The sequence below is a fragment of the Bacteroides sp. AF39-16AC genome (genome assembly GCF_003602735.1).
Classification (GTDB): Bacteria; Bacteroidota; Bacteroidia; order Bacteroidales; family Bacteroidaceae; genus Bacteroides; species Bacteroides uniformis.
Genome location: NZ_QTLN01000005.1, coordinates 38,186 through 58,285 on the forward strand (window position 1 = coordinate 38,186; position 20,100 = coordinate 58,285).

General features: G+C 45.4%; 14 protein-coding genes. 3 read left to right on the plus strand and 11 right to left on the minus strand.

Annotation, left to right across the window (positions count from 1 at the left end; all coding sequences use genetic code 11):
* Positions 1-5: 5 nt before the first annotated feature.
* The 9 genes from DW039_RS06780 to DW039_RS06820 form a co-directional block, all read right to left on the minus strand.
* Complete coding sequence (locus tag DW039_RS06780) at positions 6-1,202, minus strand: esterase (protein WP_044468058.1); 1,197 nt, start codon at positions 1,200-1,202, stop codon at positions 6-8.
* Positions 1,203-1,237: 35 nt separating this feature from the next.
* Positions 1,238-2,779 (minus strand): DUF1593 domain-containing protein, encoded by a 1,542-nt coding sequence (locus tag DW039_RS06785; RefSeq protein ID WP_005834667.1) that lies wholly within the window; start codon positions 2,777-2,779, stop codon positions 1,238-1,240.
* A gap of 21 nt (positions 2,780-2,800) precedes the next feature.
* A complete protein-coding gene (locus DW039_RS06790) occupies positions 2,801-4,348 on the minus strand; it encodes a RagB/SusD family nutrient uptake outer membrane protein (RefSeq protein WP_005834665.1) in 1,548 nt (515 codons plus the stop codon).
* A 20-nt stretch (positions 4,349-4,368) separates the two neighbouring features.
* On the minus strand, positions 4,369-7,425 hold the full coding sequence (locus DW039_RS06795; protein ID WP_005834663.1) for a TonB-dependent receptor: 3,057 nt from the start codon (positions 7,423-7,425) through the stop codon (positions 4,369-4,371).
* Between the two features lie 74 nt (positions 7,426-7,499).
* Positions 7,500-8,516 (minus strand): GRP family sugar transporter, encoded by a 1,017-nt coding sequence (locus DW039_RS06800; protein ID WP_005834661.1) that lies wholly within the window; start codon positions 8,514-8,516, stop codon positions 7,500-7,502.
* Between the two features lie 35 nt (positions 8,517-8,551).
* The gene (locus tag DW039_RS06805) at positions 8,552-9,976 is read right to left on the minus strand and encodes an L-fucose/L-arabinose isomerase family protein (protein ID WP_005830248.1); all 1,425 of its coding nucleotides are present in this window, start codon (positions 9,974-9,976) and stop codon (positions 8,552-8,554) included.
* A 38-nt stretch (positions 9,977-10,014) separates the two neighbouring features.
* Positions 10,015-11,493: a glycerol kinase gene (locus tag DW039_RS06810; RefSeq protein ID WP_005830250.1), complete on the minus strand. Its 1,479-nt coding sequence runs from the start codon at positions 11,491-11,493 to the stop codon at positions 10,015-10,017.
* Positions 11,494-11,541: 48 nt separating this feature from the next.
* Positions 11,542-12,465 carry a transketolase family protein gene (locus DW039_RS06815; RefSeq protein WP_005834658.1) on the minus strand — a complete coding sequence of 308 codons (924 nt, stop codon included), beginning with the start codon at positions 12,463-12,465 and terminating at the stop codon, positions 11,542-11,544.
* A gap of 1 nt (position 12,466) precedes the next feature.
* Positions 12,467-13,300, minus strand: coding sequence for a transketolase (locus tag DW039_RS06820; protein ID WP_005830255.1), 834 nt, complete (start codon positions 13,298-13,300; stop codon positions 12,467-12,469).
* 254 nt (positions 13,301-13,554) lie between these two features.
* Between DW039_RS06820 and ribB the strand changes: the two genes are divergently transcribed.
* Both ribB and DW039_RS06835 read left to right on the plus strand, forming a co-directional pair.
* Positions 13,555-14,169 (plus strand): 3,4-dihydroxy-2-butanone-4-phosphate synthase, encoded by a 615-nt coding sequence (gene ribB, locus DW039_RS06830; RefSeq protein ID WP_005830259.1) that lies wholly within the window; start codon positions 13,555-13,557, stop codon positions 14,167-14,169.
* Positions 14,170-14,176: 7 nt separating this feature from the next.
* Positions 14,177-14,938, plus strand: coding sequence for a DeoR/GlpR family DNA-binding transcription regulator (locus DW039_RS06835; RefSeq protein WP_005830261.1), 762 nt, complete (start codon positions 14,177-14,179; stop codon positions 14,936-14,938).
* A gap of 79 nt (positions 14,939-15,017) precedes the next feature.
* On the opposite strand, the gene DW039_RS06840 is transcribed toward DW039_RS06835, so the two are convergent.
* Positions 15,018-16,544 (minus strand): hypothetical protein, encoded by a 1,527-nt coding sequence (locus DW039_RS06840; RefSeq protein WP_005830263.1) that lies wholly within the window; start codon positions 16,542-16,544, stop codon positions 15,018-15,020.
* A 138-nt stretch (positions 16,545-16,682) separates the two neighbouring features.
* On the opposite strand from DW039_RS06840, the gene DW039_RS06845 reads away from it, so the two are divergent.
* A complete protein-coding gene (locus DW039_RS06845) occupies positions 16,683-17,786 on the plus strand; it encodes a glycoside hydrolase family 43 protein (RefSeq protein ID WP_044467387.1) in 1,104 nt (367 codons plus the stop codon).
* A gap of 81 nt (positions 17,787-17,867) precedes the next feature.
* Here DW039_RS06845 and DW039_RS06850 read toward each other — a convergent pair whose 3' ends face one another.
* Positions 17,868-19,865, minus strand: coding sequence for a glycoside hydrolase family 2 protein (locus DW039_RS06850; protein WP_009037737.1), 1,998 nt, complete (start codon positions 19,863-19,865; stop codon positions 17,868-17,870).
* Between the last annotated feature and the right edge of the window lie 235 nt (positions 19,866-20,100).

Genomic DNA, 20,100 nt, shown 5'->3' on the forward strand with positions numbered 1-20,100 from the left:
ATGATTTATTTGAACAACTTGGGAGCAAATACAGAGAGATAAATACGCCAGCAAGTCCATACATGCCCACCGGGAGTTTCCATAAACTCATACTTATATCCCTTCTTATCCAAATCGGCGCGATAGGCGGCATTGTTCTTATACAGGAAATCGTCTTTGCCGATACCCAGCCAGTAGAGTTTAGGAGCTTTTTCAAACTGGACAGCCAGCTTCTTGTCCATATCCTGATAAACCGGGCTATTCCGCTGGCCTGCACTCTGGACATTAAGAGCGGCAGAGAACAAACCTACATAATCGAACATATCGGGATAGTTCAAAGAAATATTGGCAGAATGAAAGCCACCCATTGAAAGGCCTGCAATGGCACGGTGTGCCTTGTCTGCCTGCACACGGTAATTACTTTCTACGAACTTCACAATCTCGGGGAAATAGGTTTCAAATGCACCGTCCATGGTTCCGTTCTTCATGTGGTAGGGCTTATAGTAACCCAGGCTGCTTTCACCCGGTGCAGCTTCCATGGCGGCATGTCCATTGGGCATCACGACAATCATCGGTTCAGCCTTGCCTTGTGCTATCAGATTATCGAGAATCTGTGCCGCACGTCCGAAAGTAGTCCATTCGTCTTCATCACCGCCCATGCCATGCAACAAGTAGAGCACAGGATATTTTCTGTTACCGGACTGTTCATAACCCGCCGGTGTGTAGATGTTGATACGGCGATCCATTTTCATGCCATCAGAGTGATACCAACGGTGGGCCAATGTTCCATGAGGCACTTTATTGACCTTATATAAATCAGCCTTGCCATTCCCTACGATGAATACATTGCTTGTTGTGGCAAAGTCACGATAGACATAAACATTGTTGGGGTCTATGGTCGGTACGCCGTCTACCATGAATTCATAACTGTAGAGTTCCGAGTCCAGCGGTTTGGTGGTATAGGTCCAGATTCCTTCGGCATTCTTCGTCATGTCTATCAGGCCTGCGCCCACCATACCGCCAATGTGTTGTCCCTCCGCCCTTTCGGCAAAGTCACCTGCAATCTGTACCTTCTTGGCATCGGGAGCCTTGAAGTTAAAAGTCACTGTGTTGTCTTTATTCACGATTGCAGACTCGAGGTCTTGCGCAACAAACAAGTTCTGCTGGGCAGACATTTGCAGTCCACAAGCTGCCATAAATGCAGCCAATATAATCTTTTTCATTTCAGTTCTTCAAATTAAAGTTCATTGATTCAAGTTCATTCTGCCACTGTAATAATCAGGCGGTGATAGCGGTTCATCTGTGGCGTACCGTTATCCGTAGCTTCCAAAATCAAGTGGATGGTATCACCGGGGTTGGCATCAGCCGGAACAGTAAAAGCTGTATTTGCAGAAGCAGGGTCATCTACCGTTACTTTGCCCCGATATGTACCGGCTGACACATACTGCCACCATTTAATGGTAAGGGCATCCTTATCCGGATCGGTTACAGTGTATTTAAGTTTCAGCTTCTCACCCGGCTTGGCACTCATGGCAAGCGCCCCTTTTATCACCGGCTCATGATTTGCGTCGGCATAGTTTGGAGTGACCGACCATTTAAAGCGGGCAGCCAATCCATTCATTACCGGAGCTGTGAAGTCGGGCAAAGGATAGTGCTCGGCTCTATACTTCATCTGCTCCATGCGCGGAAGATTCTTCACCGAATCGGGAAGGACGGTTCTTCCACCGCACCATCCCCCATAAGTGGGGTCTTCGTGACCACGCAGGCCGTTACCTATCAAATTCAGGAAACAGTAAGTATCGCCTTCAGCCAGATAGGAGCCTTTCGGCTGGATTCCGGTCCAAACCACATAGCCTTGCTTTTTCAATTCATCAACCGTATAACCCGACAAACCGAAGAAATCGAACTTATCACCTTTCACCATCTGCTTACCGTCTCCCCAGACCCGATACATTTCACCGAAAGGACCTTTACTGCGGATGTTCTCCTGCATCCATTCCGGAGAGTAGAAAACCTGATTTTCCTTGGAGGCTCTTAACTGTGCATTATAAGCCAGGCCGACTGTCATCCCCCCCATCTCCATTTGTCTGAGTTCCGGCCAGAAAGGTCGGATATACCGTGCATACGTATCATCCTGATCACCCGAAAGGGAAAGGACCACTTTTCCTATTATCTTCTCACGGATGCCTTTCCAGGCATCGGTATGCTCATAAATATCCTGAATGGACTTCAAGGCACGGGCGATGGTGCTGCCACCTCCCCAAGCATTGATGAATACCGGATCCGTACAATCATCGAGCAATACAGCTTTAATCAGCTCCGACCCCGGAGTGTCCTTGGAAATATCACCGTCGAACTCGATATTACCGATACGCACTTTAGACTTCAGGTATTCGGGAGTCGGATAAGACGGGTCGTGCACTTTCAGATTGGGATATACTTTCTCGTAAGCTTCCACGGCATCGTCAATGAAACGTTCATCCGGATCCCAACGCCAGCTTTCCATAGGTCCGTAGTCTATGCCATTACGGGAATATTCACGTCCAGGCACATACCACTTCGTGCCGTGCCCGTCACCTTTCCAATGGAACTGGCTGCTGGCATAAATCAAGCCTTCCACACGGAAATCCGTACTGAAAAGCAGGAAACGTATCAAAGAGTTCAGGTCATCAAGTTCCGGGTCACAAGTAATGATGACACGCGGTTTTGACGATTTTTCACCGGGCGTCTGCTGTCCGCTCATGCAAACCGGCATCACAGCCATAAGGCCTGATAGGAATAAGCATTTTAATTTATTCATAAACTAAGTTTTATTGATTAATTACCAACCCGGGTTCTGGGTCATATTCTTATTGACATTCATTTCAGTAGCAGGGAACGGAAGCAGTTCATGCTTACCGCTCTTGAAGCCGGCAGAAGCATTTTTCTGTTCATCCCAACTTACACGGCCGTCTTTGTAAAGAGCCGGTCTTTCCTGCCCTCTCTTGGCAAGTACCGTAGCAGCATCACCCCACCGAATCAAATCCTGGTAACGGCAGCCTTCCATCCAAAGCTCCAGACGCTTCTCTTTCTTGATATCATCCATAGAGACGCTGCCCAATGCAGGCAACTGGGCACGGTCACGCACTTTATTCACATATCCGGCAGCCTTACTTGCATTTCCGGACTGAAGACTCGCTTCAGCAGCAAGCAGCAGAACCTCGGCATAACGCATGGCACGGGTATTGTTAGGACAACGCAACCACCAATAGTTGATGACATCTGCTTCATAAACACGGTATTTCCAGCTGAAGTAACCGGCATTGTCCGGCATATAAGCTATGGCATTGCTCAATGAGATACCCATATCCTCCATTTGCCGGTATGTCTTGATAGAGGCATTCAAGCGATAAGTATCTCCCATTTCGACAAACGCATCGTAGCTTTCCTTCGTCGGATTAAAAAATCCCCAGCCGCCATGAGAATAGATTTGAGTAGGCTCATTGAATGCAAGCATGTCTCCACGCCAATGCACATATACCCAAATCATGTTACTCATAATGCCGGTAACATTGTTGGCGTCGTAAACATAATTACTTTCAAACAGACTTTCACAATTCGCCTCGCCTTTGGTAGTCTGGATATTCTCATAATCACTGTAAAGGTCGTACTTCCCGCTATTGATTACCTCATCCAAAACTGTAACAGCAGCACCATAATTCTTCTGGAATACGTATGCCTTGCCCAACAAGGCTTGTGCAAATTGTTTGGTGATACGATAGGTAAAGTTGTCCAAGCTTGTCTTTTCCTCCAAATTGCCACTGTTGACAGCTTCGGTCAAATCTTGGTTCACCAATGCCCAAAGCGCCTCTGTATTACCATTTGCCTGGGAATATTCGTTTGCTTTCAACGGATGGTCCACCAACGGCGGAGTTCCCCAAAGACTGATCAATTCGATGTAGGACATCGCACGGAAAACCTTTGCCTCTGCACGTGCACGAAGCTTAACCTCAGAATCATCGCCTACATACTGCAAAACAATGTTGGCGGCATAAATCACTTTATAAAGATTCGTATACAACGTTTTAATATGGGAAAAATCAGAGTCGAACGTATAAGTCGACAGCAACTGTGCACTGGCAGCCGTCCAGCTTTCCCCTGCCGAATAGCAATCGTCAGAAAGAAGATTCTTCAGCCAGAACGCAGGCGCATAGGTGTCCTTCCAATTGCTATAGCAGGCTATAATGGCTTCTTCCGCATCGGCATCCGTTTTATAGAAATTTTCGAAAGTGCTTACCCCATGCTGCGAAATATCCAGATTGTCCTCACAAGAGGAAAAGAAAGTGCAGCCGGCAAGTAACAGACTTGATAAAATATATTTTGCTTTCATATTTCGTATTGAATTAAAGATTAAAATACTACGTTAAGACCGAGCACGACTTTCTTGCTGGACGGATAAGAGCCCATATCCAAACCCATCGCATTGCCTGTACTCGTAAATTCAGGATCAAATCCGGGATATTTGGTAAATGTGAAGAAGTCGTCTAAAGAACAATACAAACGAAGGTTACTCAAACCCACCTGCTTCAACAAATTCTTAGGCAGGTTATAGCCCAACTGTATCTGCTTGATTTTAAAATATGAACCGTCGAATACAAATTTGGAGCTCTTTAAATACTTATCATAATTGCTGGGATTGGAACGGGCATATTTTGCATTGTCTCCCACAGCAGTCCACCGTCCGTCATAGAATTCCTTCAAGGTATTCGCTTTCATACGGGAAGTACGGTTATAGCCGGCAAACACATCATTGCCATGAGAACCGGAACCAAAGATTGTCAGGTCAAGGCCTTTCCAGGCAGCTGTCAAAGTAATACCATAAGTAAAGTCGGGAATGGCAGAACCGATTTCTGTCTGGTCGGCATCTCCAATAATGTCATCATCATTCTTGTCTTTGAATATTGGGTCACCCGTTTGCGGATCAATACCCGTGCACTCATAACCGCGCATGTACCAAATGGGATGTCCTTCTTCAAAATAATTCATAGTGCCGATACCTGCACTTGTTGTACTGGCAATACGCTCCAATGTTTCATGAAGATAAGTTACTTTATTCTTCAAAGTAGCGATGTTAGCTTTTACACTATAACTGAAATCTTTGATATGATCACGCCATGAGAGTTCAAACTCAAATCCGCTGTTCTTGACATTTCCCGCATTCATAGGTGAAGTAGTGTTACCCACAATCAAAGAAGGAGTAATACCGGTTACAATCAAGTCTTTGGTTTTCTTCTCATAATAGTCAAATCCGAAGCTCAAACGGTCATTCAGCATCCGGAGGTCAATACCCAAGTCTATCTGTTCGGAAGTTTCCCACTTCAAATCATAGTTACCGGTTGCAGATGGCAACGAACCTGTTTCATAAGACACATCACCGGACATTGGATAATTGATTCCAGACAAAATCGTAGCATCATACATATAGTCTGCCAAACCGGCGATACTACCATTCTGTCCCCAGCTTGCACGCAACTTCAAATGAGAGATTGACTTGAGGTTTTCCATAAATTTCTCGTTGGAAAGTACCCAGCCGACAGACACAGCCGGGAAATAGCCCCAACGTTTCTGCAAAGGAAGGATAGACAAGTCGGCTGCATCCGCACGAAGGGTGAATTGGGCAAAATACTTGCCTGCATAGTCATAAGATGCCCGGCCAAAGTAAGAAAGATTGGCATACCTCCGTTTCTCTCCACCACTTACCGTACGGGTGGCAGTACCGGTCCGAAAAGCAAAATAGGCATAATTGGGATCCAACTTGGTAATACCCAAATCAACCTTGTCGCCGGAACGGCTACCATTGATTCCTCCCGTCACTCCAAAGGAAGTATTGGAAGAATAGGACATACCAAGCATCACGTTTACATTGTGCTTATCTGCAAATGTCTTGGTATAGTTGGCAAAGTTTTCCCATTGCCAGTACGTGGTGTTGGAGCTTGTCGCACTTACCGATACATAGTCCTGATAAAGGTCAGAGCAGGTAATGTTAGGCATAACATAGCCGTAGGAATTGCTGTAAGTATAACGGTATCCCAAACGTGAAGTGATGACCAGCTCTTTAATCGGAGTAAAATCCAGATAAGTGGAGCCGCTGAACACAAAACCATCTCTTTTCGTTGTACCACGGTCACGCATAATATACGGATTGATATTATTGGAGTCACCATAAGGGGAAATAGAATAATAATCACCATTGGCATTCTGAAGCAAGGTATGCCCTTGGTTCATATAATTAATCATAGTGTCGGGCAGTTTATCCGGTGTATAGGTAACTGGAGTAAGAGGGTCAAGCTGAATGGCAGACAGCATCAAAGAACCGGTTGCTGAGCCTTCGCTTACAGACTGTACATGATAACGGGAAAATGAATTGTTTGTCGTGAACTTCAACCAATCCTTTACTTTATAATCTGCATTGACAGTGCCGGTAATACGGTCAAAAACGTCCTTATTGCCTACAATGGGACCATTGTTGCTTAAATAAGAAAGCGATGCAAACAGTGAACCATTATCATTGGCCCCTTGGAAATTGACATTGTGACGTTGCATCATGGATGATTCAAACGTTTCTTTCACCCAATCAGTATTTGTCTTTCCATCCCAATACCTATCTATTGTTTCTCTGGGAATAAGATTGCCTTCAGTCATATAATTGACGTATTCCTGAGCATTCAGAATATCAGGAGTACGACCCAAAGACTGGGAGGACAACTGGAAATCATAAGAAATACGGCGGACTCCCTTTTTTGCCTTCCGGGTGGTAATCAAGACAACACCGTTACCGGCCTGGGCGCCATAGATAGCAGCAGAGGCAGCATCCTTCAATACTTCCATACTCTCAATATCGTTCGGATCGAGGTTGCTGATGTCTTTCGTACGCAGACCATCGACTACATACAAAGGATCTGAGCTGGCATTACTGCTATATCCACGGATACGAATGGCGGGATTCGAACCAGGAGCCGCAGATGCAGAAATAATTTGCACACCGGCTGTCTTACCCTGCAAGGCCTGCTCGGCATTGGTAATGGTACGATTTTCAAAATCTTCAGCCTTTACGGAAGAGATGGCCCCCGTTACGGAGCTTTTCTTCTGTACACCATATCCCACTACAACCACTTCATCCAAGGTCTTGTTATCTTCTTTCAGTACTATATTCATAGTACCCGCAGCGGCTTTCTTTTCCTGGGTCACATAACCTATATACGAAAAGACGATAGTGGCGCCCTCATTCACCGACAAGGTATAATTACCATCCAAATCAGTTATGACACCATTTGTCGTACCTTTTTCCAATACACTTACACCAATCATCGGTTCATTAAGTTCATCGGTGATTCTGCCAGATACACTTACATGTTTCTGTGCAAAAACAGATGTCATACCTACCAAAAGGAACAGCACCAAGACCATTAACCTTTTCTGTTTAATTTGTCTTACAATCGTTTTCATTTATTATTATTTTGGGTTAACAATGAATTAAAATATCAGTTTGAAAGCGTAATCAGTACCAGCCCCACAACAAAGAGTACAAACATAGTCGCAATCATAGGTACAGTTCCTTTGGGAGCTCCTTTGAACTCTTTCCATACAAAGAATCCCCAAATCATGGCTACCACCGGTGCGGCATTGCTCAGCGCATAGGCTATGGCCGGATTGGCTGATCCGGCTCCCATAAAGCTGACCACCATACCGCTCATCCAGATAAAGCCGCCCAACATACCGATCAGGTGTGTACGGGTATCACCTTTCAGATAGTCCTTCATTGTGACCTTGTTTCCTTGAGCCGGATGACTCATGGCAAACGTATTGAAAATGGGAGTAGTGATAAGGACACCGGCGGCAAAGCAAAATACGCCGGTATAGGGAGTCAGTGTTCCCGTACCACCCGCAACATACTGGGGATCGAGTGATTTTACAACCAATCCATAGAAAAACATGATGGCCAATCCTGCCACAATAGCCAATAAGATACCTTTTTTAGGGGTGGATGCCTGACTCGCCGACATCTTTCCATAAGCCTTCCCGCAAATGCAGATGGCTACAATGATAACAACTACCCCTATCCAAAGCAATGCCTGGTTTCCGGGGTATACTTCACCGGCCAAAGTTATCAGCAGATAATTAAAAATTATACCGCCTATCCAGGCTAAGCCTCCGCCAATGGGAAACCCTATCGACATACCGGCCACAGCGATGGCTGCCGTCAGAAAGATATTACCGAAATTCCAGACAATACCACCCAACAGTGCATACTTCATACTGTTCCAGTCCATTGCCGCCAAGTCCTCAAAGAAAGTACGGCCTTCACTTCCCAAGCTTCCCAATGTCAGAGCCCCCAACAGAGCCGTGAAAAACAAACCGAAAGCCAAGTCCCAATAGAAAAGCTCGAAACTCCAGCTTTTCGAGGTCACCATCTTCTGCGTATTCGCCCAAGAGCCCCAACAGAGGCAGCAATAGACACAACACAGAATGGCCAAAATATAGTTGTCAACAAGTATCATAATTTATCTTCTGTTGTTTACCGTGTGTTTACTTTTCATTCATGCACATATAGATTCCAGCCCAAATAGTCCTCGATGGCTTCGTTCAGAATTTCCTTCACATCATTGCGAACCATAGCCACATGATGTTCAAAACCATTTTTACAAATATACTTCATCAGAGTCTGCAAGTTATTCACCTTGGTGACAGCTATGCATCCATCCATTCCATACGGGTCATCCGTGATTTCACCAGTACCCAAATAAGCCTTGATAGCGCCTTTTGTATCATCTGTGGAAATACGGAAGAATGTGAAATCACCTTTGGTCACTTTACCATATACGGCACCGAATGTATTGACCTTGCCCAGCGTACGTCCCAAAACGCCCAGTGTACCAAGCTTCAAGTCATTTCTGACAAACGATTTCGGGAAGTTACCGCAATGGGTACATACACATTTGTTCCGGTCTTCTGCAAAATTGTTATTCCAGTCAAGCAATGCCGATTGACCTTGCGCTGCCAATGTCAAAGCATACATGGACACAGCGCCGGCAATATCTACCTCACAAGCGGCAGGAAGTAATTTTTCACCCAGCATACTCATTGTCACACATGCTGCACAACCATAATTTTGTTCCAAAGAGTCCCAACACTGAACAGCAACAGCATCAATCTGATTGGCTTCGATCCAACGTTCTACAGCCACACCGAATTTTGCCTGAAGCACCAGCTTGTCACTATATTCCTTGGGAACTGCCGCATAGCACTTAATTTCTTCAAGCTTCTTCAGCAACTCCGCATCCGTATCCTCAATCTTACGGGCAGCACCGAGTATTTCAGAAAGGTCGACCGGAACGACTGTAATGCCACTCTTCTGTAACAGTTTCTCACTTGCACGTACAGTCTGGAAACCAGCCGGACGAGCACCGATAGCACCGATACGTGCATGGCGCAAGCCATTGACTACACGACAGATACCAGCAAACTTATTGATATCCTTGGCCAGTAATTCGGAGTATATAGAATAGGTGTGTAGCGTGGTATCTGTAAAAGGTATGCCATATTGATACAGATTGTTACAAACAGAAATCTTACCGCAAAAAGCATCACGGCGGCTGTCCAGATCCACCTTGTCGTTCTCGTCGTCACAAGCCTGTACCAAAACGGGGACATTCAAATCGGCCACGCTGATAGCATTGATGATTCCAATCTCAAAGCCAAAGTTGGGCAGGGAAACTATGATACCGTCAATGCGGTCACGATTCTGTCGGAACAGTTCCGCACACTTCAATCCGTCTTCGCGGGTTTCAATACTGCTACTGCCGGTAGGAGTAGCGTCTTCAGGTAAGATCACATAATCATAGCCTTCGTCGGCAAGTGTTTTCAACAATTGTTTGCGAACATCTTTAGCCAATTCTGAATTAAAATAAGCACGAGTGCCGATAATTATACCGAAACACATTCTTTCCTTGTTTTTCATTGTAGATAGTGGGTATTTAAATTATACTTTGAAAATATTTATCTGATTAATTGGTTTACCGCTTTCAACCAGCCTTCACACCATTTTTCTACCTGTGATAGGTTACTTTGCGGCTCTATGCGGTAGCGGCTCCGGCGTAATACGGACACCTGCTCAAAGCTCGTCCATATCTTGCGAGCCATTCCGTTCATTACAACGGCTCCCAAGGCCGAAGCTTCTTCAACATCCGAACAATTGATCGGTACACGTAAGCAGTCGGCCTGGAACTGCATCAGGAATTTATTTTTTGTAGGTCCTCCATCGGCTCTGACTTCTTTCAGCTTTATACCTGCCTGACTGGTCATCGCTCTGACCAAATCATTCACTTGATAGGCTATGGATTCAAGTGCTGCCCTGAGAACATGCGGTTTCCCGGTACCTAAGGTCATCCCTAAAATGGCAGCCTTTACATCCCCTTGCCACCAAGGAGCTCCCAACCCGGCAAAAGCCGGTACGACATACACACCTCCATTGTCTTTTACTGTAGCCGCCAACTCTTCCGCTTCGTCTGGCGAACTAATCATCTGCAATCTCTGTTCTAGCCACTTGATGGTAGCACCAGTACAATGGATATTGCCTTCAAAAGCATAGAATATTTTTCCAAGTGCGGCAAAACCGATGGAAGTGACCAATCCACGGGGAGCAACGGCAGCTTTTTCACCAATATTCACCATCACTGATGAGCCGGTTCCATAAGTGACCTTGCCCAGCCCTTCTTCAAAGCACATCTGACCGGCCAGTGCACCGTGTGAATCCCCCAATACACCGGCTATGACAATAGGATTCTTAAATAATCCTCCCACCGTAGTTTCTCCAAAAACAGCATCACATGGCAGTAATTCAGGCATCATAGTTTCGGGGATGGTAAATAGCTCCAGCAGGTCACTGTCCCATTGCATCGTATGAATATTAAACAAAAGAGTCCTGGAAGCATTGGTATAATCTGTCACATGGCGTTTACCATCAGTCAATTTCCAAATCAGCCACGTATCAATGGTTCCCATCAATAAGTCACCGTTATCAGCAGCCTGACGGGCTCCTTCCACATTGTCAAGTATCCACTTCACACCACTGGCTGAGAAATAAGGATCCAATAGCAAACCGCTTTTCGCCTGTACTATTTCGCTGTACCCACTGGCTTTCAACTCATTACAGATATCAGCACCACGCATGCATTGCCATACCACAGCATTGCATATCGGTTTGCCCGTATGCTTATTCCATACAACCACTGTTTCACGTTGATTGGTGATGGCCAACGAATACATATTGTCTGCCACTTCCTCCTTTATCAGTTCGGCTATACTTTTCTGTACATTCCGATAAATTTCTTCAGCATCATGCTCCACCCATCCGGATTTGGGATAATATTGTTCATGGGTGACATTGACGCGCCTCAGCATTTCACACCTCTCATTGAATAGCATGGCTTTGGTAGCCGAGGTGCTTTGGTCTATTGCAATTATCAGGTTTTCCATTTCAGGTATTATTAAAGGCTAATTGATTTCAAATTTATCGAATCGGAGTTACTTAAGGAAGTCAAGGGCAGTTTTCACGATACCGGATGAGTCGAGTCCATAATGGGCAAAAATTTCCAGGGAGTTCCCATGCACCACATTCTCATCAGGGATACCCAGGATTTTCACCGGTACGGGATGCTCGGATATGATTTCAGTCACCATCGCCCCAAGACCTCCATACTGGCTATGCTCCTCAACCGTGATGATTCGCCCGGTTTCGGAAGCGGCTTTCAAAACAGCTTCCTCATCACAAGGTTTAATAGAGGACATATCCAATACCCGGGCCGAAATACCATATTCGCGTAACTTCAAAGCCGCCTGACGTGTGTGGTATACGGTTTCACCGGTTCCGATAATAGTCAGATCTGTTCCGTCCAGCAACATGTTGGCCTTACCTATGGCAAAATCAAAATCATCATTTTCATAGACATCGGGAACTGCTGCACGACCTACACGTACATAAACCGGTTCGGGATAATCAACCAAAAGCTCAACCAGTTTTTTAGTCTGTCGGGCATCGCAAGGTAACACGATATTCATTCCGGGAAAAGTACGCAGCACGGCAATGTCGTGTAAGCTATGATGGGTAGCCCCCAAAGCTCCGTAAGCTACTCCTCCACTTACTCCCAATATTTTTACGTTGTTCTGGCTATAAGCCAAGTCCACCTTTACCTGTTCCAAGCTACGAGCCACATAAAAACAAGCCGGACCACATACAAACACTTTCTTTCCGCTATGAGCCAACCCGGCTGAAATACCCACAGCATCCTGCTCCGCAATACCACACTCCACGAATTGCTGCGGCAATTCTTTGGCAAAATCATTTAACGTCACCGAGCCACGGGCATCCGTCGTCACAGCAATGATGTCCTTGTCCATCCGAGCCAATGACAACAAAGTGTCGGTGAAACTTTTTCTGCAAGCTATCATATCAATTATATTCTAAATCCTTAATTCTTTCTGATATTTCTTGAATGGCCTGTTCATACTGTTCGTTACTCGGAACCCCATGATGCCATTTAGCTACCCCTTCCATGAAAGATACTCCTTTCCCTTTTGTCGTATGAGCCACCAGCAAATGAGGGTGACGGTTTGCATAATCAATGGAACGGAAAGTCCGGATAATATCTTCCATGTCGTCACCATTCATATCCTTTACCTCCCAGCCGAATGCCGTCCAGCGATCATGGATATCATCAATTCCCATCACATCTTCCGTATTTCCGCTAATCTGCAAATGATTACGGTCTATTATAGCCACCAAATTATCTAATCTATACTGCCGGGCAGCCATTGCTGCTTCGTAGATGGAACCTTCACCCTGTTCACCATCCCCCATCAACACATAGGTTTTATAATCCCTGTTGTCCATTTTGGCAGCTATCGCTATACCTACCCCAACAGACAAACCATGTCCCAAGGCTCCGGTATTCACTTCAATACCCGGAACTCCGATAGTGGGATGTCCCGAAAGGATAGAGCCATATTGTCCCAATGTATCCAAAATGCCTTCTGTTATAAACCCTTTGGATTCCAGCGTCACATACAAAGCCTCCACACAATGCCCCTTGCTCAAAATGAAACGGTCACGCAAATCATCTTTAGGACTGTCCGCATTCACATTCATCACATCAAAGTAAAGAGCCGTAAGAACATTGAGGCAAGACAAATCTCCGCCGATATGACCGGCTTTTGCCTTATAGATAATTTCAATTAATCTTTTTCGATTCCTTTCTGATTGAAGAGTCAATTCTTTTGTTTTCATAGCTTATTTGCTTTCATTTCTTTGCAAAGAAAACAAATAAAAACCACAAAACGAAAGAAAACGAAAGTTTTCCATTGTTTATTAACATGTTTTATAATTAGACCAGGGCGAAAAACGAAACAAATAAATAAAAAAGAGAAAGGAACTACAGTGCAAAAGATAATATATAGAATAAAAAAGAAGAAAAACAGCAAGAATAGACTTTCATTTGACTTTTTCTGACTACCTTTGCGGAAAAATTAAATGATTATACAATGCTCAATACTGTAGACGAAGGAATAGAAGCGGTTCGACAAGGGAAAATAGTGATAGTTGTCGATGATGAAAATAGAGAAAACGAAGGCGATTTTATTGTATCCGGTGAAAAAATAACTCCTGACATTGTTAACTTCATGATTACACACGGAAGAGGGCTTCTTTGTGTACCGCTACCGCGTTCACGTTGCAAAGAACTCCAACTGCCCCCAATGTCGGAAGACAACACTTCCCTTTTAGGCACGCCGTTCACCATGTCCGTCGATCTGAAGGGCTATGGCTGCACAACGGGAGTTTCCGCCTATGACCGCTCCGCTACCATACGTGCTTTGGTTACCGGTAATATAAAGCCCTCGGAACTGGCACGTCCCGGACACATTTTCCCCCTTTACGGACATGAGGACGGAGTATTGGGACGTGACGGACATACAGAAGCATTACTCGACCTGACAAGAATGGCAGGATTGACACCCGGCGGCGCTCTCATTGAAATACTGAACCAGGATGGGACAATGGCCCGCTTGCCACAACTACTTGAAATGGCAAAAAAGTTCCGACTGAAGATTATAGCGATCAAAGATATACAGGATTATCGTAGAAACAACAATATATAAAGTAGATATGGCACTAAACCAAAGAAGAGTCAAGATTCTGGACCTTATCCGCGAAGACGGGCATGCAAAAGTTCAAGAATTAAGCAGGATTTTCAATGTAACGGATGTAACAATCAGACAAGACCTGGAAGCCCTTGAAAAATTAGGGTATATCCAAAGAGAACACGGCGGAGCCTTCCTGAAGGATGTGGGCTCATTTGCAAAAACCGGAAAGGTTTTCAATCAGACCCATATTGAGGAAAAAAGAGAAATAGCCCAAAAAGCAGCGTCGTTTATCAGTGAAGGTGAATGTATCATTCTCGACTCCGGTTCTACTACCACAGAAATAGCCAAACTACTTACACAATACAAAGAGCTGACCGTCATTACCAATGCTCTGAACATAGCACTTATATTGGGCGAAAATCCAGGCATCAACCTCATTGTGACAGGAGGAGAATTCAAAGCACCCACCCTTTCATTGACAGGAAAGATGGCAGCCGATTCACTCAAAGGTTTCCATGCCAACAAACTATTCCTTGCCACAGCAGGAATATCCCCAGACATGAGTCTGACCTATCCGAGCCTCAGCGATCTGATGGTTAAATCGGCCATGATAAAAGCCGCCGAGGAAGTCATTCTGGTAGCTGATTCCTCCAAGATAGGAATTAGTGCATTTGCCAGTTTAGGTTCAATATCTATGGTAAATTCTTTCATCACAGACAGCAATATCTCGGAAGAGAATATCGAAAAGATGAAAGAAAAGAACATAAACCTTCTAATTGGATAACTTAAAAGATTACCCCTTCCAGAAGATATTGAACAGACAATATAGTAACGATTGGAATAAGGAACAATTAGAAGTAAAACTATAAAACATGTTTTTTAGCCAGCCGATACGCTTCCCCGACCACTTCCTTCGGATAACCGCACATCTCGATAATCCGGATGGCATTACGTTCCGTCGCCGGTCCCGGTTTCAGCTTATAATCAAAAGACAAGGTATTGTCGGCAACACATTCACAAAAATGAAACGATTCATATTCGTTCTCAAGTAAGGAAGCCAGTTCAACGTCGTGAGTGGAAGCAAACACGATACTGTTCTTGTGTGCCAAAGCAGATAGCACAGCTTTGGCTATAGCTATCCGTTCCACCGTGTTCGTCCCTTTGAACAACTCATCCAGCAGGAAAAGCTGCCTACGTCCCTTTCCGACCTCCAGCATCTCTCGAACAATCTGTACCTCCTGCAGAAAGAAACTTTTTCCTTCCATCAGACTATCCTCCAGATGGATAGCAGAAAACAATGCGGTATCCATGGGAAAACGAAAACTGCGGGCGAAACAAGTATGGAACACTTGTGCGGAAAGCAGGTTAAGTCCGATAGCACGGATAAAGGTTGTCTTACCAGACATATTGGAGCCGGTAACAAGGACAGAACTGCCACAAAGCGTAATGTCATTGGGGATACAATGCTCTATAAGCGGATGATAAAGGCCCTCTGCATGAAGCGTTTCACCCTCGTCACAAGCTTCCGGAAGAGTATAATAGGGCAGCCCATCCCGAAGCTCGGAAACAGAGCAAAGCGCATCCACCAATCCAAAATAGCGGAAAACCTCTTCAATCTGTTCTTGCCTGCCCTGCAATAGAAAGAAAGCCTTGGAAACCGGAATAACCTCCCGCAGGAAAAACACATTCACCATCTCGATGAAGAAATAAGCAAGAATGGCGATGTCGCTCTCCAGCTTGATACTGAAACGGAAAGTGGAAAGTTGCTTTCGTAACGGACGCAGCGCCTGCAAAGTCTTTTGGATATCCCGATGCACCGATACACACAACGGAATCTGTGCCAGCCTCTCCGCTTGCCTGAGCAGCAGCCATAACTGAGGGATGGAAAAGAAATAGCCCTGAATCCGTGCCTTGCTGCGATAGTGCAATACCATGTTCACCAATACCGATATACACAATAACCCCAGAACGTAAAGCGAAGATGTAACATAAACCATCCCTGACAAAACAAAAGGCACGAACTGCAATATACTTAGCAAACGGTAAAAGCGGCGGGAATATATGGGATGGGAAATGGAAAACAACGATGCAATGGCGCAAGCATCCGGCGTATCCAGTTTCTGCAACTCCGACCGGATTTCTGCACGCAACTCCTTGTCGGCAGAGAGTTCGCGAATCACTTCCTCCTGTTCCGAAATCTCCGAAAGGCGGTTGTAATGCAACAAGTCGTAGAGGTACTGTCGGCCCACACAAGAAGAGGTACGGTCGGCCCATTCGAAAAAGTCATCCAGATTGAGGTCGTCCCAGGTTTTCTGTGACACCAAATGTTCTTTCTCCTTCACCGACCGGTACTCGTGGTATAGCGATATATCCGAAAATGACTGTCCCATCAAAGAATTATTTAGAATGATGCACAAAAATAATGAAAAGCTTGCATTCTATCTAATTTCCTTGCAGCTTTCCCTATATTGTGTTTACTTTGCAGATACAAACACTTTTCGTTACTTCAACATTTAAATTCTAACAAGATGAAGCACACCCTTTTCACATTGGCACTGGTCTTATTGGCTCTGCTGTCAGCATCATGCGGAGATAAGAAGAAAGTAGTATATCAGAACCCACTTCCCATGGCCTTCGGAGACCCGTTCCTCCTGAAAGCTTCCGACGGGAAATTCTATATGTACGGGACGGGGGGAGTACAGAACGGCTTCAAAGTATATTCCTCCGATGACCTGGTGACATGGAAAGATGAGGGTCCCGTCTATCAAGGCGGCACATCCGACTCATGGGCCACCGACTGTTTCTGGGCGCCCGAAGTGTATGAGCGCGACGGCAAATACTACTTATGGTTCAGCGCCAACTGGAAGGAAAACCCCACTCAGGAGCAAGAGAACTTCCGTATCGGCGTAGCCGTAGCCGATAAACCCACCGGGCCTTTCAAAGATTTGTCCGACCGCCCGGTATTCGACCCCGGCTATCCTATCATCGACGCAAACATACTCTTTGACGATGCATCCGGAAAGACCTACCTCTACTACTCCCGCTGCTGCTACAAACATGCCGTCGAGAGCGAAGTCTCAGCATGGGCCAAAACAAAGGGCTGGTTTGACGAGATTGAGGAGAGCTGGATTTACGGCGTGGAGCTGAAACCGGATTTCTCCGGTGTCATCGGAGAGCCGGTAGCATTGCTTTGCCCGCCCAAAACGATGGACGACCCTCAAGCGAAATGGGAGAACCGTTCGGTGACTACACATGAGGTCAACAGACGCTGGACAGAAGGTTCGTATATGGTGAAACACGGGAATCTCTATTACATGCTTTACTCTGCAAACTTCTTCGGAGGAAAGAATTATGCGGTGGGCTATGCAACCTCCCAAAGTCCTTTAGGCCCATTCACAAAGGCTGCCAACAATCCGGTGCTGCAAAAGAACACAGAGCAAGGCGGCATCGTGACCGGAACCGGGCATTGTATGCTCATCGACATTCACAATCGGCTCTACTGTGTCTACCATGGACGCACCGAAACCACCGGTGACGAACGAATGGTATTCATCGACCTCATAGACATCCAACCAGACGGGAAACTGGTAGTCCACGGACCGAATACGGATTTACAGAAAATCACATATTAAAGCTATCAGGCGCAGACTGTACAGCATTTCACGGTTCATTATTCCCCGTGGCTCTCCTATACATTCCGCGCCTGATGAAAATTAAAAAGGACATATCCATACACAACAATCCGCTCCATATTTGTTCCTGACTTCAATTCTATTTTCACCGGTATCCAATACAATGCCTTTCCATTCCAGTACATTTACGGAATCAGGTTTTGCAGTCCCATATGCTTTGCCATTGATATACAATTTGGCAGCTCCGCTATTGCTGAATACTTGCACATCAACGGTTTTGCGGGTTCTGTTTACCAATCGTTTTCCTGCGATATATACAAACTTATCTTCTTGATTCCAGTTTGCCTTATAAAAGTAAAAGGCATCTTTCTTTATTTTCCGGTCGTAAGTCACCAGCCCCTTATCGTTGCGTCCCATAATGGATCCCTCCCTACGGCCTGCCGCCGAAAAGTCGAACATGCACCAGATGAAGTTGCACCACAAGAATTCACGTTCCTGAAGCTGTTTCCAATTCTCCACATGATAATAAGTCTGCCAGTTTTCGGGATGCCATTGCCCCCACGGTTCCGGATGCCTCAGCGAGTCTGCCTGCTGGAATACGCATGCCCCGGCACCATACTCGCTGATGCCCATCTTCCGCTCCGGATGTGCTGCATGCTCGCGGTCTATCCAGCGCCCCATGTCATCCATGTTGTCGCCATACCAGCCGAAATACTTGTTGAAAGCAATCAGGTCGGTGAATCCGTTGAAGTCGTCATCCTGATTACTGGCTCCCATAGTGGGACGGCTCGAGTCCAACTGACGGGCCAAAGCATGAAGCTCTGCCGCCATACGCGAAGGACGGTCCAGCCAACCGGAATTTATCTCATTGAACAGCCCCCAGAACAAAATGCAGGGGTGATTGTAGTTCTGTAAAATCAGTTCCTTCAATTGCAGGCGCAAGTTTTCATCATAAGCAGGATTATTCACATAAACATTGACAAAAGGAATCTCAACCCATGCCACCAGTCCCCGCTTGTCCATCTGTTGATGCATGTATTTGGCTTGCGGATAGTGACAAAGACGCACGGCATTGCATCCCATTTCCTGCATCAAGTCCAAATCTTCATCATGGTCTTGCGGATAAAATGCCGAAGCGCGTTCTGCCCTATCCTGATGCCGGTTCACGCCATTCAAGCGATAAGGCTTTCCATTCAGGAAGAAACCTTTCTCCGCATCGGCATGAAAGTAGCGGAAACCTATCTCTTCTTCGCGGCGGTCTATCTCTTTTCCATCCTTACGCAATATCACCACTCCTTTATATAAATAGGGATTCTTCACTCCATCCCACAAATGAGGCCTTTCAAGCACTATGTCCATCATCACCTTTTTATCCTCACCCACCTCTGCACTGGCAACACGGCAAAGCAACTTTTCCTTGTCATATAGTCGAAACTCCACCTCGCAACCGGTCACAGTAGTTTCCCTTGCCGAAAGCAGTGCTTCAATTTTCAAATGGGCCTTTTTCTCCGATACATCGGACTGAGTGAAGAATACACCTGAAGAGGCATAATAAGCAGGTTCTATGCAGACATCCTCCGTTACCAGCAGCTCCACTCCCCGATACAACCCGCCAAACATATTGAAGTCACCGCAAATGGGAGCGATATCCATAGTCTGAGCATTGCTGACACGAATTTCCAATACACTTTCTTTTCCCGGAACCAAGAAATCAGTCAGTTCTGCTACAAATGCCGTATAACCACCTTTATGTTGCATCACAAAATAATGGTCGATAAAAATGTCGGCAACCGTCTGTGCAGCCATCACTTTCAAGAAAAAACGTTTGCCCCGATAATGGGCAGGAACAGACAACTTACGACTGTAATTGCATAATCCCCTATAATAATCGGCATTGCCAAACATGCCATCGCCCGCATTCCAAGTGTGAGGCAAAGTAACCTTCACTATTTCCGAAGCAGGTGCCTGAAAACCCCGGTGGAAATTCCATCCTTCATTCAGTGGAATCACCTCTACGGCAAATACACATGTTGACAATATTCCCAAAGAGAATAAAAATAAAATGATGAATCTGTTCATTTTCGATAAAGTATTAGAAGGTTAATCATATTGGCAGGAACCAGTCCTTCCCTGCAAAGGTATGAAATAAATGTTGAATAATAAATGAGAAAAACACTTCAAGACACGCAAGACAACAAACGGATGACATGTTTAAGACTTATACGACCGCGATGCAACATTACAGACCTATTAATGCAACATATTTACGTTTATTTAAATAAGATATTGCTATCTTTGAGAATTCAATTTCAGA

Excerpts from the sequence above, each read along its gene's own strand:
- DW039_RS06850 (WP_009037737.1), bottom strand. The coding sequence starts at position 19,865 with ATGAACAGATTCATCATTTTATTTTTATTCTCTTTGGGAATATTGTCA.
- DW039_RS06790 (WP_005834665.1), bottom strand. The coding sequence starts at position 4,348 with ATGAAAGCAAAATATATTTTATCAAGTCTGTTACTTGCCGGCTGCACT.
- DW039_RS06780 (WP_044468058.1), bottom strand. The coding sequence starts at position 1,202 with ATGAAAAAGATTATATTGGCTGCATTTATGGCAGCTTGTGGACTGCAA.
- DW039_RS06805 (WP_005830248.1), bottom strand. The coding sequence starts at position 9,976 with ATGAAAAACAAGGAAAGAATGTGTTTCGGTATAATTATCGGCACTCGT.
- DW039_RS06795 (WP_005834663.1), bottom strand. The coding sequence starts at position 7,425 with ATGGTCTTGGTGCTGTTCCTTTTGGTAGGTATGACATCTGTTTTTGCA.
- DW039_RS06835 (WP_005830261.1), top strand. The coding sequence starts at position 14,177 with ATGGCACTAAACCAAAGAAGAGTCAAGATTCTGGACCTTATCCGCGAA.
- DW039_RS06840 (WP_005830263.1), bottom strand. The coding sequence starts at position 16,544 with ATGGGACAGTCATTTTCGGATATATCGCTATACCACGAGTACCGGTCG.
- DW039_RS06800 (WP_005834661.1), bottom strand. The coding sequence starts at position 8,516 with ATGATACTTGTTGACAACTATATTTTGGCCATTCTGTGTTGTGTCTAT.
- DW039_RS06820 (WP_005830255.1), bottom strand. The coding sequence starts at position 13,300 with ATGAAAACAAAAGAATTGACTCTTCAATCAGAAAGGAATCGAAAAAGA.
- DW039_RS06810 (WP_005830250.1), bottom strand. The coding sequence starts at position 11,493 with ATGGAAAACCTGATAATTGCAATAGACCAAAGCACCTCGGCTACCAAA.
- DW039_RS06845 (WP_044467387.1), top strand. The coding sequence starts at position 16,683 with ATGAAGCACACCCTTTTCACATTGGCACTGGTCTTATTGGCTCTGCTG.
- DW039_RS06815 (WP_005834658.1), bottom strand. The coding sequence starts at position 12,465 with ATGATAGCTTGCAGAAAAAGTTTCACCGACACTTTGTTGTCATTGGCT.
- DW039_RS06785 (WP_005834667.1), bottom strand. The coding sequence starts at position 2,779 with ATGAATAAATTAAAATGCTTATTCCTATCAGGCCTTATGGCTGTGATG.
- ribB (WP_005830259.1), top strand. The coding sequence starts at position 13,555 with ATGCTCAATACTGTAGACGAAGGAATAGAAGCGGTTCGACAAGGGAAA.